Source organism: Microbacterium sp. BLY (assembly GCF_017939615.1).
In the GTDB taxonomy this organism is placed as follows: Bacteria; Actinomycetota; Actinomycetes; order Actinomycetales; family Microbacteriaceae; genus Microbacterium.
This window is the reverse complement of record NZ_JAGKSR010000001.1, coordinates 430,672-444,504: the sequence shown is the minus strand read 5'-3', so window position 1 is coordinate 444,504 and position 13,833 is coordinate 430,672. Positions and strand designations below refer to the sequence as shown.

General features: G+C 72.4%; 13 protein-coding genes. 11 read left to right on the top strand and 2 right to left on the bottom strand.

The genetic code is table 11. The features are described from left to right. The 4 genes from KAF39_RS02395 to KAF39_RS02380 are packed head-to-tail and all read left to right on the top strand — an operon-like array spanning position 1 to position 4,257. Positions 1-972, top strand: a complete 972-nt coding sequence (locus tag KAF39_RS02395; protein ID WP_210675790.1) for an electron transfer flavoprotein subunit alpha/FixB family protein — start codon at positions 1-3, stop codon at positions 970-972. 2 nt (positions 973-974) lie between these two features. After that, positions 975-2,615, top strand: a complete 1,641-nt coding sequence (locus KAF39_RS02390) for a cytochrome b/b6 domain-containing protein (protein ID WP_210675789.1) — start codon at positions 975-977, stop codon at positions 2,613-2,615. Between the two features lie 3 nt (positions 2,616-2,618). Then, a complete protein-coding gene (locus tag KAF39_RS02385) occupies positions 2,619-3,092 on the top strand; it encodes an ASCH domain-containing protein (protein WP_210675788.1) in 474 nt (157 codons plus the stop codon). 13 nt (positions 3,093-3,105) lie between these two features. Beyond that, positions 3,106-4,257 carry an acetyl-CoA C-acetyltransferase gene (locus KAF39_RS02380; RefSeq protein ID WP_210675787.1) on the top strand — a complete coding sequence of 384 codons (1,152 nt, stop codon included), beginning with the start codon at positions 3,106-3,108 and terminating at the stop codon, positions 4,255-4,257. A gap of 52 nt (positions 4,258-4,309) precedes the next feature. Here the strand turns inward: KAF39_RS02380 and KAF39_RS02375 are convergent, their stop codons facing one another. Beyond that, positions 4,310-4,819: a GNAT family N-acetyltransferase gene (locus KAF39_RS02375; protein WP_025105423.1), complete on the bottom strand. Its 510-nt coding sequence runs from the start codon at positions 4,817-4,819 to the stop codon at positions 4,310-4,312. 130 nt (positions 4,820-4,949) lie between these two features. Here KAF39_RS02375 and KAF39_RS02370 point away from each other — a divergent pair, with 130 nt between their 5' ends. The 7 genes from KAF39_RS02370 (at position 4,950) to rocD (ending at position 13,428) form a co-directional block, all read left to right on the top strand. Then, positions 4,950-5,510: an acyl-CoA thioesterase gene (locus KAF39_RS02370; protein WP_210675786.1), complete on the top strand. Its 561-nt coding sequence runs from the start codon at positions 4,950-4,952 to the stop codon at positions 5,508-5,510. Positions 5,511-5,574: 64 nt separating this feature from the next. Next, positions 5,575-9,249 carry a bifunctional proline dehydrogenase/L-glutamate gamma-semialdehyde dehydrogenase gene (locus tag KAF39_RS02365; protein WP_210675785.1) on the top strand — a complete coding sequence of 1,225 codons (3,675 nt, stop codon included), beginning with the start codon at positions 5,575-5,577 and terminating at the stop codon, positions 9,247-9,249. A 245-nt stretch (positions 9,250-9,494) separates the two neighbouring features. After that, positions 9,495-9,929, top strand: coding sequence for a hypothetical protein (locus tag KAF39_RS02360; protein WP_210675784.1), 435 nt, complete (start codon positions 9,495-9,497; stop codon positions 9,927-9,929). Further along, the gene (locus KAF39_RS02355) at positions 9,929-10,159 is read left to right on the top strand and encodes a helix-turn-helix transcriptional regulator (protein WP_187662476.1); all 231 of its coding nucleotides are present in this window, start codon (positions 9,929-9,931) and stop codon (positions 10,157-10,159) included. Before KAF39_RS02360 ends, KAF39_RS02355 begins: the two co-directional genes overlap by 1 nt. After that, positions 10,156-11,154 (top strand): NAD(P)-dependent alcohol dehydrogenase, encoded by a 999-nt coding sequence (locus tag KAF39_RS02350; protein WP_210675783.1) that lies wholly within the window; start codon positions 10,156-10,158, stop codon positions 11,152-11,154. Before KAF39_RS02355 ends, KAF39_RS02350 begins: the two co-directional genes overlap by 4 nt. A gap of 163 nt (positions 11,155-11,317) precedes the next feature. Continuing rightward, entirely contained in the window at positions 11,318-12,196 is an 879-nt protein-coding gene (gene ddaH / locus KAF39_RS02345; protein ID WP_210675782.1) for a dimethylargininase, read from the top strand. Between the two features lie 2 nt (positions 12,197-12,198). Further along, complete coding sequence (rocD, locus tag KAF39_RS02340) at positions 12,199-13,428, top strand: ornithine--oxo-acid transaminase (protein ID WP_210677917.1); 1,230 nt, start codon at positions 12,199-12,201, stop codon at positions 13,426-13,428. A gap of 90 nt (positions 13,429-13,518) precedes the next feature. On the opposite strand, the gene KAF39_RS02335 is transcribed toward rocD, so the two are convergent. Continuing rightward, positions 13,519-13,803, bottom strand: a complete 285-nt coding sequence (locus KAF39_RS02335; protein ID WP_025105431.1) for a hypothetical protein — start codon at positions 13,801-13,803, stop codon at positions 13,519-13,521. Between the last annotated feature and the right edge of the window lie 30 nt (positions 13,804-13,833).

The following is a 13,833-nucleotide window of genomic DNA, read 5'->3' as shown; positions in this document are numbered from 1 at the left end:
ATGGCGTACCCCGAGAACCCGATCCTCGTCCTCCTCGACGTCGACCCGTCCGGCGCGCCGGCCAGCAGCACGGCCGGACTCCTGGGCGCGGCGGCGGGCATCGGCACGCCGGTCGCGCTGATCGTCGGCGGCTCCGACGCCGCGGTCGCCCAGGCGGCGGAGGCCGGTGCCGCCGTCGTGCTCACGGCCGACGGCGACCCGACGGCGCTCACGGTCCCGATCGTCGACGCGCTGCAGGCCGCCGCCGCGCAGGTGCAGCCCGCGGCCGTCCTCATCTCGAACTCGATCTCCGGCCGCGATGTCGCCGGGCGGTTCGCGGTGCGGACGAAGAGCGCTCTCGCCGTGGATGCGGTCGGCGTCTCCCGCGACGACGAGGGCATCGTCGCCCACCACTCGGTGTACGGCGGGGCGTACCTCGTCGACGCGGCCGCGACGTACGGCACGCTCGTCGTCACGGTGCGCCAGGGTGCGGTGGAGGCCAGGGCCGAGGCGGTCGCCTCCCCGCAGGTCGAGCAGCTTGCGGTCGTCCCCTCGGGTGCGGTCGCGGCGACCGCTGGTCCGGTCGAGGCCGTCGAGGCCACCTCGTCGCGGCCCGAACTGCGCGGGGCGACCAGGGTCGTCTCGGGCGGTCGCGGACTCGCCTCGAAGGAGAAGTTCGTGCTTGTCGAGGAGCTCGCCGACGCCCTCGGGGCCGCGGTCGGCGCCTCGCGTGCCGCCGTCGACGCGGGCTACATCCCGCAGTCTCACCAGGTGGGGCAGACCGGGGTCTCGGTGTCGCCGCAGCTGTACGTCGCGCTGGGCATCTCCGGGGCGATCCAGCATCGTGCCGGCATGCAGACGTCGAAGAACATCGTGGCGATCAACAAGGATCCGGAGGCGCCGATCTTCGACGTCGCCGACTTCGGGATCGTCGGCGACGTGTTCACGATCGTGCCCCAGGTGATCGCCGCGCTCGAGGCGCGGAAGAAGTAGTCATGGCGACGCGGGTGCTGCGCCGCGGGCTTCCGCGGGTGCCGGGGGGCGAGCCGTGGCCGCCCGCCGACGTGACCGTCGATGCCGTCGATGCGGTCGAGCCGTCCGGGGTGACCGCGGCCGTCGACGCGCCGGCGGCGACCCCGGTCGCGACGCCGGCGGAGCGCGCCGAGGACCGTTCGGTGCCGCACGCGCCGGATGACACTGCTCCGGCCGCGACACCGGACGCCGCGCCGCCCCCGGCGCTCCGTCGCGGCCTGCCGCGCGTTCCCGGTGGCGAGCCGTGGCCGCCGTCCGCGGCGTCGCCCGGACCCGCCGCGGCTCCGGGCGCGGCCGCGCAGGCCGCACCCACCGCCGCTGACGCGCCGACGCCGCCCGCACCTGCGGCGCCCGCGTCCGCTTCGACCGCTGCCTCGCCGACGTCGGACCCGGCGTCCGATGCGGTGCCCGCTCCGACGACCTCCGCCGGGGGCGAGAGCGTCCGCCGCGGACTGCCTCGTGTGCCGGGTGGCGAGCCGTGGCCGCCTGCCGGCACCGCGCCCGCGCGAGCGGCCACGGCCGCGGCCGTGACGCCGGATGCCGCGCTGATCCGGGAGACGCCGTCTCCGGCGGCGCCGCCTGCCGAGCCCGCCGCCCCCGGTACCGCCCTGGCGCCCGCGGCCGACATCAGCACGCCGCTGCCCTGGACCCGCACGGTCTGGGACGGTCGTGCCCCCCGACACCTTCCGGCCGCCGCCCCGACCGCTCGCCGGCGTCCGACCTGGACCCAGGCGATCGCGGCGCTGTTCGGCGCCGCCGCCCTCGGCGTGCTCGCCGCCGCAGCCGTCGCCCTCGTCCGCGCGCTGCTGAGCCTCCCTTTCCTGCAGGACTTCCTGGCCGCCTACCCCGGCGAGTACGAGCCGCCGATCCCCGTCGAGCCCGGCTTCGCGCCGTGGGTCAACTGGGCGCACTTCTTCAACATGTTCCTCATCGTTCTGATCATCCGATCCGGTCTGCAGGTGCGCACCGAGAAGCGGCCGAGCGTGTTCTGGACGCCGCGGAACAACCCGAAGGGCAAGATCAGCCTGAACCTCTGGTTCCATCAGGCCCTCGACATCCTGTGGCTGCTGAACGGCGTGATCTTCGTGGTGCTGCTGTTCACCACGGGCCACTGGGTGCGGATCGTGCCGACGAGCTGGGAGGTGTTCCCGAACGCGCTGTCGGCGGCGCTGCAGTACATCTCGTTCGACTGGCCGCACGAGAACGGCTGGAACAACTACAACAGCCTGCAGCAGCTGGCCTACTTCGTCACCGTCTTCGTCGCGGCGCCGCTCGCGGCCGTCACCGGATTCCGCATGTCGGGGCTGTGGCCCAAGAAGGCGGAGCGCCTGTCGAAGGCGTACCCGGTGGAATGGGCCCGCGCCCTGCACTTCCCGGTGATGCTGTACTTCGTGGCGTTCATCATCGCGCACGTCGCGCTGGTGATGCTGACCGGATTCCTGCGCAACCTCAACCACATGTTCGCCGCACAGGACGCCGCGACGTGGACCGGGTTCTGGGTGTTCATCGCCTCGCTCGTGGTGATCGCGATCGCGTGGGTCGCCGCGCGTCCGCTGGTGCTCGCGCCGATCGCCAAGCTGTTCGGCAAGGTCTCGGGGCGCTGATCCATGACCGACCGCACCGCCATCGAGGACTACTGGCGCGAGGCCCGCACCGCGCTGCCCCACCTGCCCGAGACGCTTCCCGAGGCGTGGGGCTTCGGCGCGACGCCGGAGCACGCCGACGAACTGCTGGAGCTCGTGCTCGCCGGCATCAAGGTGGGCACCGCATCCTCCCTCTGGGACTACGAGGAGTCAGGGGAGCCGCTGCCGACCGTCGGTGAGCTCAGCATCATCCTCGACGGGACCGGCGCCCCGCGCGCGGTGATCGAGACCACCGCGATCGACATCGTGCCGTTCGACGAGGTCGACGAGGCGCACGCCTTCGCCGAGGGCGAGGGGGACCGCACGCTGGCGCACTGGCGCGACGTGCACGAGCGCTACTGGCGCACCCACTCCGAGAACCCGCGCGGCTACGCCCCCGACATGCCCGTCGTGTGCGAGCGCTTCCGGCTGCTCCTGCCCGCCGGCGCGGAGGCCTGAGGAGAGGGAGATCATGGCAGAGGCCTACATCGTCGACGCGGTCCGTTCGCCGGTCGGACGCCGGGGTGGCGCCCTCGCCGAGATCCACCCCGCCGATCTCGGCGCGCACAGCCTGACGACCGTCGTGGCGCGCACGGGCATCGATCCCGGCGCCGTCGACGACGTGATCCTCGGCGCCATCGACGCGATCGGCGGGCAGGCGGGCAACGTCGCCCGCACGGCGCTGCTCGTCGCCGGATTCCCGGAGCACGTGCCGGGCGTCACGATCGACCGGCAGTGCGGATCCAGCCAGCAGGCCGTGCACTTCGCCGCGCAGGCGGTGCTCAGCGGCACCAGCGACCTCGTGATCGCCGGCGGCCTGCAGAACATGTCGCGGATCCCGCTGACCGCTGCCGCGACTGTCGGCCGGGAATACGGCTTCACAACGCCGTATGCCGAGTCCCCGGGCTGGCAGGCGCGCTACGGCGATCAGGAGATCTCGCAGTTCCGAGGCGCGGAGCTCATCGCCGAGCGCTGGCACATCTCGCGCGAGGAGATGGAGCGGTACGCCCTGGAGAGCCACCGCCGCGCGGCCCGGGCGCAGGATGAGGGGCGGTTCGCGGCGGAGATCGCGCCGCTCGGCGGCCTCGACCACGACGAGGGCGTGCGCCGGGACACCACTCTGGAACGCATGGCCGGCCTGCAGACGCTCGCGCCCGGCGGGCGGATCACGGCCGCGGTCGCCTCCCAGATCAGCGATGCGTCGAGTGCGGTCCTGATCGCGAGCGAGCGGGCCGTGCGCACTCATGGGCTCACGCCCCGCGCCCGCATCCACCACCTCTCCGTGCGCGGCGACGACCCGGTGCTCATGCTCACGGCACCGATCCCGGCGACCAGGCACGCGTTGGAGCGCACGGGGCTCCGGATCGACGACATCGACCTGTTCGAGGTCAACGAGGCGTTCGCCTCGGTCGTGCTCGCCTGGATGCGCGAGATCGGCGCGCCGCACGAGAAGGTCAACGTCAACGGCGGCGGCATCGCGCTCGGGCACCCGATCGGCGCGACCGGCACCCGCATCCTCGCGACCCTGCTGAACGAGCTGGAGCGCACCGGCGGTCGCTACGGTCTGCAGACGATGTGCGAGGGTGGCGGCGTCGCGAACGTCACGATCATCGAACGCCTCTGAGGCAGACGAAAGGGCCGCCCCGCGGGGCGGCCCTTTCGGTGCGGACGAAGGATCAGGGACGCACGAACCGGACCTCGGTGAGCGTCTCACCCAGGAACGGCTCGGTGTGTGCGGCGCCGTCGAGGTGGAACCCGTTGCGCGTGTAGAAGCGGTGCGCGCGGGGGTTGTCCTCGGCGACCCAGAGGTAGAGGGGCTCGTCCTTCTCGACGGCCGCGTCGAACAGCTTCTGGCCGATGCCGGTCGAGTGGTACGCGTCCAGCAGGTAGATGAAGTACAGCTCGCGGAACGCCGGGGCGTCCTTGTCGCGCGCCGGACCCGATCCGACGAAGCCGACGATCTCGCCGTCGACGAGGGCCGCGTTCATCTTGAAGTCCGGGCCCTGCGCGGCCCAGTGTGTCCACAGCTCGGCCATGCGCCGGGGGGAGACCTTCTCCAGCGCCGCCTTGCTGATGAGGTGATCGTAGGTCTCGTGCCAGCACTGCGCATGCACGCGACCGAGGGCTTCCGCATCCACATCACGGACCGGACGGACGATGACTTCGGGCTGGGCTTCGGCGCTCATGCGGTGACTCTACGGCGGGTCCGTGGAAATCGGAAATCGGGAGGAAGCCGCTCCGGGGGCCCTCCGAGGGCATGGAGGATTCGGACAAGGAAGTTCGATCATCGTGCGCGGATGGCTACGATCAGTGCTCGTGAATGTGATCTGGCGGACCCTCCTCGTGATCCTCGGTGCGCGTCGTCGCGTGCGGCAGGGGAAGACCCTCGACCCGACCGCCGTCGGCACCGTCACGGTCACCACCCTCCCCACCGACCTGGACATCCTGCGGCACATGAACAACGGCCGCTACCTGTCGCTGTTCGACCTCGGCCGCTGGGATCACCTGATCCGCACGGGCCTGTTCGACGTCATGAAGGAGAAGGGCTGGTACGCGGTCGTCTCCAGCGAGACGATCACCTTCCGCAAGTCGCTGCAGCTGTGGCAGCGGTTCGAGGTGCAGTCGCGGTTCATCGGGCACGACGAGAAGGCCCTGTTCCTGGAGCACCGGGCCGTGGTCGGCGGCGAGGTCTACGCCCGCGCCATCGTGCGGGCCCGCGTGCTGCGCCGCTCCGGCGGCACGGTCAGCAACGAGGAGCTCTTCGCCGCGGTGGGCAAGCCCGACGGGGTGCCGGAGATCGACGCGTGGGTGCACGACTGGGCCGCGGCGTCCGCCCTGCCTCCCGTGCGCACCCCCGCCCCCAGCATCTGGAACTGACCCGACTGCGGCCCGCCCGGTCGGGCACCCCGGGATTCCTCGACCGGAGACCTAGGGTGGTCACATGGCAGAGTCGTCGTCATCCTCCGCGGAGGCGGGGGCATCCGCATCCCTCGCCGATAAGGCCGTCGAACTCGCGCGCCGCTGGGTGATCGAGGCGGCCGCGGCCGACGTCGACCCCGCCGCCGCACGTCTCGCCGGTGTGCTCCGCGATGCCAACGGTCTGCCGTTCACCCTCGGCTTCGTCGACGGTGTCATGCGGCCCGAGAGTCTCACCGCCGCGGCCGCCCGACTGCACCGGATCGCGCCCATCGTCCCGGAGTTCCTGCCGTGGTACCTGCGCTCCGCGGTGCGGCTCGGCGGCGGCGTCGCCCCCGTGCTGCCGACGCCGGTCGTACCGATCGCGCGGCGGGCCCTGCGCGAGATGGTGGGGCACCTCGTCGTGGACGCGCGACCCGCGAAGCTCGGCCCCGCCATCGAGAAGCTGCGGGAGTCGGGCTCGCGCCTGAACCTCAACCTCCTCGGCGAGGCCGTGCTCGGAGAGGCGGAGGCCCAGCGGCGGCTCGACGGCATCCACGAGCTCATCCGGCGTCCCGACGTCGACTACGTCTCCGTCAAGGTCTCCGCCATCGTCAGCCGCATCTCGATGTGGGGCTTCGACGAGGTGGTCGACCGGGTCGTGGAGCGGCTGCTGCCGCTCTACCTCACGGCCGCGGGCGACGGCACCTTCATCAACCTCGACATGGAGGAGTACCGCGACCTCGATCTCACGATCGCCGTGTTCACGCGACTCCTGGAGGATCCGCGGCTCACGGGGCTGGAGGCGGGGATCGTCCTCCAGGCGTATCTCCCCGATGCGCTCCCGGCGCTGCAGGAGCTCACCGCCTGGGCGCAGGACCGCGTGATCCACGGCGGAGCCCGCATCAAGGTGCGTCTCGTGAAGGGCGCCAACCTCGCGATGGAACACGTCGAGGCGACCCTGCACGGGTGGACGCCGGCGCCGTACGACACGAAACTCGACACCGACGCCAACTACCTGCGCTGCCTCGACTGGGCGATGCAGCCCGCCCACACGTCCGCCGTGCGTCTCGGCGTCGCGGGACACAACCTCTTCGGCATCGCCCACGCGTGGCTGCTGGCCGGGGAGCGCGGCGTCCGCGACGCCGTCGAGTTCGAGATGCTGCTCGGCATGGCCCAGGGGCAGGTGCAGGCGGTCTCCCGCGAAGTCGGGCCGGTGCTGCTGTACGTGCCGGTCGTCGCCCCCGCCGAGTTCGACGTCGCCATCAGCTACCTCGTCCGGCGGTTGGAGGAGAACGCGTCGTCCGAGAACTTCCTCTCCGCCGCGTTCCACCTCCACGACGACGAGGCGCTCTTCACGCGCGAGGCCCGTCGCTACCTCGCGGCGCTCGACCGGGCCGACGACCCGGCACTGGCGGTCGGCCCGCGGCGCACCCAGGATCGCCTCGCCCCCGTGCACGAATCCGTGCGGCCCGCTCCCGTCGGACCGGCCGCCGAGGTCGACCTCACCAAGGCCGTGCTCGGCATCGTGCGGGGCTCCGACGACGGCGACACCGGTGCCTACCTTGAGACCGCCGTGTACGCGGCCCGGGAGCGCGGCGAGGACACCGGAGGTGCCCCGGGCTTCGCGAACACCCCCGACACCGACCTCTCTCTGTCGGCCAACCGCACGTGGGCGGACGGAATCCGCGACCGCCTCGCGGACTCCTCGGCCGGGGAGACGGTGCTCGCCGCGGCCCGCGTCGACGACGCTGACGACCTCGGCCGTGTCGTGCGGAGCGTGCAGGATGCGGCAGCCGCCTGGGGCGCACGGCCCGCCGCCGAGCGAGCCGAAGTGCTGCTGCGCGCCGCCGCCGCGCTCGAAGCCCGACGCGGCGACCTCATCGAGGTCGCCGCCGCGGAGACCGGGAAGGTCTTCGCCGAGGCCGACGTCGAGGTGAGCGAGGCCGTCGACTTCGCCCGGTACTACGCGGCGACGTGCCGGGAGCTCGACGCGATCTCCGGAGCCGTGTTCGTCCCCGCCCGGGTGACGGTCGTCGCCCCGCCCTGGAACTTCCCGCTCGCCATCCCCGCGGGCGGGGTGCTCGCCGCCCTCGCCGCCGGATCGGGCGTCGTGCTGAAGCCCGCCCCGCAGGCGCGGCGGTGCGCGGCCGTTCTCGCCGACGCCCTGTGGGAGGGCGGCGTGCCCCGAGAAGCCCTCGCACTCGTGGACATCGAGGAAGGGGAGCTCGGGCGCGCCCTCATCACCGACGAGGCCGTGGACCGGGTGATCCTCACCGGATCGTGGGAGACGGCTGCGCTGTTCCGGTCCTGGCGGCCCGACCTGCCGCTGCTCGCGGAGACCAGCGGCAAGAACGCGATGATCATCACCCCCTCGGCCGACCTCGACCTCGCGGTCGCCGACCTCGTCAAGAGCGCATTCGGGCACGCAGGGCAGAAGTGCTCCGCGGCCTCCCTCGCGATCCTCGTCGGACCTGTCGGGCGCTCGCAGCGCTTCGCCCGACAGCTCGCCGACGCCGTCCGCTCGCTCCGCGTCGGCTGGCCCGGCGATCCGCTCGCCGAGGTCGGGCCCGTCATCGAGAAGCCCCAGGGCAAGCTCGCCTGGGCGCTCACCGAGCTCGATGGCGACGAGCGGTGGCTCATCGAACCCGCCCTCGACGCCGCCGACGACGGCAGCGGGCGGCTGTGGCGCCCCGGGGTGCGGGTCGGCGTGCAGGCCGGGTCCCGCTTCCACACGGAGGAGTTCTTCGGACCGGTCCTCGGGATCATGCACGCGCCGACCCTCGCGAAGGCCGTCGACCTGCAGAACGCGGTCGCCTACGGACTCACGGCCGGCCTGCACACGCAGGACCCCGACGACCTCGCCTTCTGGCTCGACCGGGTGCAGGCCGGGAACCTCTACGTCAACCGCGGCACCACCGGTGCCATTGTGCAGCGGCAGCCGTTCGGCGGCTGGAAGCGCTCCTCGGTCGGCGCCGGGGCCAAGCCCGGCGGTCCGAACCACCTCATCGGACTCGGGTCGTGGCGCGCGCAGCACGGGTCCCCGGCGTCGAGCACCCTGCACCTGCGGGGACTCGACTCGCGGATCACCGGGCTCATCGAGGCCGCGCAGCCGGCGCTCCCGTACGAGTCCTTCGAGTGGCTGCGGCGCTCCGCCCTCTCCGATGCGCTCGCATGGGACCGCGAGTTCGGGCGCGTGCGGGACGTGAGCCGGCTGGAGGTCGAACGCAACCTCTTCCGCTACCGTCCCGTGCCCGTGGAGATCCGCGCGACCGCGGACGCCGCGCTGCACGATCTCCTGCGCGTCATCATCGCCGGGGTCCGCGCCGGCGCCGACTTCGTCGTGTCGACCCCGGCGGGGCTTCCGGCCGGCGTCCGGCACGCGCTGGGCGACCTCGACGCCGTGGTCTTCCTGGAGACCGACGACGAGTGGCTCCAGCGGATGCAGGTGGCCGAGGCGGAGGCGGCGCCGACGGATGTCGCTGTTCCGGTGCTGCCGCGGCACGGACGCGTGCGGCTCATCGGTGGACGGGACGCCGTCGCCGCCCTCCACACCAGCCTGGCACGCGCCACCGACGGTGATCCGGACCTCGCGGTGTACGACGCGGAGGTGACCGCGGCCGCCCGCATCGAGCTCCTTCCGTTCGTGCACGAGCAGTCCGTGTCGATCACCGCCCACCGCTACGGCAACCCCGATCCCTGGAGCGCCTCCGTCATCTGATCGCTCGCGCGGGTCCGCCGGGTGCGTCGAGTGCGTTTCGCGGTACGTTTCCGATCCCGCCCATTTCCGGTGCGGGTGCGAAAAGGCGCCTCCCCGGGCCATCCGGGGTGCGTTTGTGATCCCGCGGTGCGGGGTGTGGGGGAGGGGAGGGGGATGCGGGACGGGAGTGGGTGTAAAAGATTCTTGACATGGACGGAAGGGCGGCGTAGCTTGGTGTCAAGAATCTTTGACACAAGGAGCAGCGCATGGTCTACGAAGAGCGCAACGTCTGGGCGGGGCTCATCGTCAGCCCGATCGTCGCGATCGCCTACGTCCTGCTGCTGCTGCAGCAGGCTGACGGCGGCCCGCTCACCGCGACGGACTGGTTCCCGCTCATGCTGTGGACGATCGGCGCGGGCATCGTCGGCACGATCGTCGTCAGCATCCTGTGGGGGATCGTCGCCGGGATGGCGGACCCGGACGGCGTGGGCCGCTCCGACATCCGCGACCGCGACATCGGCCGGATGGGAGCCCGCGTGGAGCAGGCCTTCGTCGCCATCGCCGGCATCGGGGTCATCGTGCTCTGCGGCATCGGCGCCGACGCGTTCTGGATCGCGAACACCATGTACGCCGGGTTCCTCGTGGCGGCCGTCGTCGGCGGTATCGCCCGGGCGGTCGCGTACCGTCGGGGCCTCGTCTGATGGTCAAGCCCACCCTCGTCTCCAACAGCATCCGCGCCCACCGCGAGCGCGCGGGACTCACCCAGGCCGAGCTCGCCCGCACGATCGGCGTGACGCGGCAGACCCTCATCGCGATCGAGCAGCAGAAGTACTCGCCGACGCTCGAGCTCGCGTTCCAGATCGCCCGGGCCTTCGGTGTCGGCATCGACGACCTGTTCGCGTACCCGACCGACCCCGGAGGTGCCGCATGACCGAGACGATGCCCGTCTGGGCGCGCGAGACGTACGGTCCGGCATCGGGCACCGTGCTGACCCGGGTGCCCGTGCCGCGGCCGCGCCGGGGAGAGGTCGTGCTGCGGGTGCGGGCGACGGCGCTCAACGCCGGGGACGTGCGGCTGCTCCTCGGCGACCCGCTGCTCGTGCGGCCGTTCTTCGGCCTCACCCGTCCGAAGCACCCGGTGCGCGGCCTCGACGTCGCCGGCACCGTCGTGGCGGTCGGCGCCGACGTCGTGAACGCGGAGCTCGGCGAACTCGTCGTCGGGGAGCTGCAGGGCGGCGGGGGTCTCGCGACGCATGCGCGCATCGCGGCCGACCGGGTCGTCCCGATCCCGCCCGATGTGACCACCGAGGCCGCCGCGTGCCTGCCGATCGCCGGCGGGACGGCCTGGCAGGCCCTCGACGCGGCCCGGATCGGACTACGGCACCGGGCGCAGCGCGTGCTCGTGATCGGCGCGTCCGGGGGCGTGGGCACGTTCGCGGTGCAGCTCGCCGCACTCCGGGGTGCGGAGGTGTGGGCGACCTGCCGCGCGCAGAACGCCCTCCTGCTGGAACGTCTCGGCGCCGTGCACACGCTCGACCACCGCACGTCCCCGCTGGCCGACCTGCCCGCCGGTCGGTTCGATGCGGTCGTGGACATCGCGGGCGGGATTCCCCTCCGCGACCTCCAGCGGCTGGTGCGGGCGGACGGCCGGGTGGTGCTCGTGACGGGCGACGGCGGACACGTCCTCGGCCCGGTGCCGCGGATGATCTGCGCAGCGGCGCTCTCGATCAACGGGCCCCGCGTCGTGTCGCTCGCGGCCCGCTCCCGCCCCGAGGTGCTCGCGAAGCTGCTGGAGCTCGTGGAGGAAGGGCATCTGGTGCCCGTGGTGGAGCGGGCGCATCCGTTCGCGGAGGCGGTGGCGGCGCTCGCGCACGTCGAGGCCGGGCACACCGTCGGCAAGGTCGTGGTGACGCAGCTCGAGGACTGACCACGACACGGGATCGATGCTGGTGGCGCCCAGGGTGCGGTGGCACAATGGTCACCGGCGTGCCCGAGTCGCATCTTCCCCTCCGCCTCGTCCGAGCAGGGGGTCGAAGGACCGCCGGGCCCCTGGACAGCGTCCGCCGCGCCCGTTCACACGAGGAGCATCCATGTCGACGCCGGAGACCGCCGTCACCACCGCCCCCACCCGCACCGCGCACCGCCGCCACTACCTGATGTGCCGTCCCGAGCACTTCACGGTGAACTACTCCATCAATCCGTGGATGGAGCCGTCGCGGCCCACCGACACCGCGAACGCCGTCGCCCAGTGGCAGAAGCTCTACGACCTTTACGTCGAGCTGGGCCACGAGGTGGAGCTCATCGATCCGCTGCCCGGCTACCCGGACATGGTCTACACGGCCAACGGCGGCTTCCTCATCGACGGGCGCGCCTACGTGCCGGAGTTCCGGTTCGTGGAGCGCCAGGGCGAGGCTCCGGCCTTCGCCGACTGGTTCCGCGCCGCCGGCTACGACACGGTCATGCCGAAGGAGGTCAACGAGGGCGAGGGCGACTTCCTCCTCGTCGGCGACGTCATCCTCGCCGGCACTGGCTTCCGCTCCACCGGCGACAGCCACCGCGAGGTCGGCGAGGTCTTCGGCCGGGAGGTCGTCTCGCTCAACCTCACCGACCCGCGCTTCTACCACCTCGACACCGCGATCGCCGTGCTCGATCCGGTTCAGGGCGTGGAGAACGGCGGCCCGGAGCGCGCGAACATCGCGTACCTCCCCGGCGCCTTCGACGACGCGAGCCGTGCCGAGCTGGAGAAGCGCTTCCCGGACGCGATCCTCGTCTCGGACGAGGACGGCGCGGTGTTCGGCCTGAACTCTTCCAGCGACGGCTACAACGTCATCATCTCGCCGCGGGCGAAGGGCTTCGAGCAGCAGCTCCGCGAGCGCGGCTACAACCCGATCACCGTCGACCTGTCCGAGCTGCTGCTCGGCGGCGGCGGCATCAAGTGCTGCACGCTCGAGCTGCGGGGTGCGGAGTGACGATCGAGCAGACGGCGGGCGCTTCGACCCTTCGACAGGCTCAGGGACCCAGCGCGGTCGCGGAGCCGCACGTCGCCCACAACTACCACCCGCTGCCCGTCATGATCGCGCGCGGCGAGGGGGCGTGGGTCACCGATGTGGAGGGCAAGCGCTACCTCGACCTGCTCGCGGCGTACTCGGCCGTGAACTTCGGTCATCGGCATCCCGCGCTCGTCGCGGCGCTGGCCGAGCAGCTGGGCCGGGTGACGCTCGTCAGCCGCGCCTTCCAGAGCGACATGCTGGAGCCGTTCGCCGCCGCGCTCGCCGCCCTCTGCGGCAAGGAGCTCGTGCTGCCGATGAACACGGGTGCCGAGGCGGTGGAGACCGGCATCAAGGTCGCCCGCGCCTGGGGCTACCGCGTGAAGGGCATCCCGGAGGGGCAGGCCAGGATCATCGTCGCGGCGGGGAACTTCCACGGCCGCACGACGACGATCGTGGGCTTCAGCGACGACCCGACCGCGCGCGACGACTTCGGTCCGTACGCGCCGGGCTTCGACGCGGTGCCCTACGGCGACGCTGACGCCATCGCCGCCGCCATCACGGCGGACACCGCGGCGGTGCTGGTCGAGCCCATCCAGGGTGAGGCCGGGGTCGTGATCCCGCCGGAGGGCTACCTCCGGCGCATCCGCGAGATCTGCGACGAGAAGAACGTGCTGTTCATCGCCGACGAGATCCAGGCGGGGCTCGGGCGGGTCGGCGAGACGTTCGCGTGCGACCGCGAGGGCGTCGTCCCCGACCTGTACCTGCTCGGCAAGGCGCTCGGCGGCGGCATCCTTCCGGTGTCGGCCGTGGTGGGGAACGCCGATGTGCTCGGCGTGATCCGGCCCGGTGAGCACGGCTCCACCTTCGGCGGCAACCCGCTGGCGGCGGCCGTCGGCCTCCGCGTGGTGGAGATGCTGCAGACGGGCGAGTTCCAGGAGCGTGCGCGGGCGCTCGGCGCTCATCTCGAGCAGGCGCTGCAGCCGCTGATCGGCCACGGGGTCACCGGGGTGCGTCTGGCCGGGCTGTGGGCGGGCGTCGACATCGACCCCGCCGTCGGCACCGGCCGCGAGATCGCGGAGAAGCTGCTCGACCGGGGCGTGCTCGTGAAGGACACGCACGGGCAGACAATCCGCATCGCGCCGCCGCTCGTCATCCGGGCGACCGAGCTGGACTGGGCCGTCGAGCAGCTGAAGGTGGTTCTCGACGCCTGACCGCGGCCGACCCACCCCCTTGCATACGAGCCACCCCCTTGCGGACGACCGCAAGGGGGTGGCTCGTCTCGAAAGGGGTGGGTCGACGGGTCAGGCGGGCGGGGAGTCCGGGTCGAGCGTGCGGAGGGTATCCTCCTCCGCGGCGTTGTCGGCCGCGAGCTCGTCCTCGGTGTTCTCGTCGCCGCCCAGCGGGGCGTCGTGGCCGGGGCCGGAACTGCCCTGGATGGCGCCACCGGTCGACTCGCCGCGCGAGCTGTCGCCCTGGATCGCGCCGCCGGTGCCGTCGCCCTGGCCGGAGTTCTCGTCAGGGACGTCGACGCCGGGAGCGCCTTCGGCCGGATCCTGCGGGTGCGGGGTGCTCATGTTCTCGTCCATGACCCGACGCTACGACCGTCGGGCCGCGAT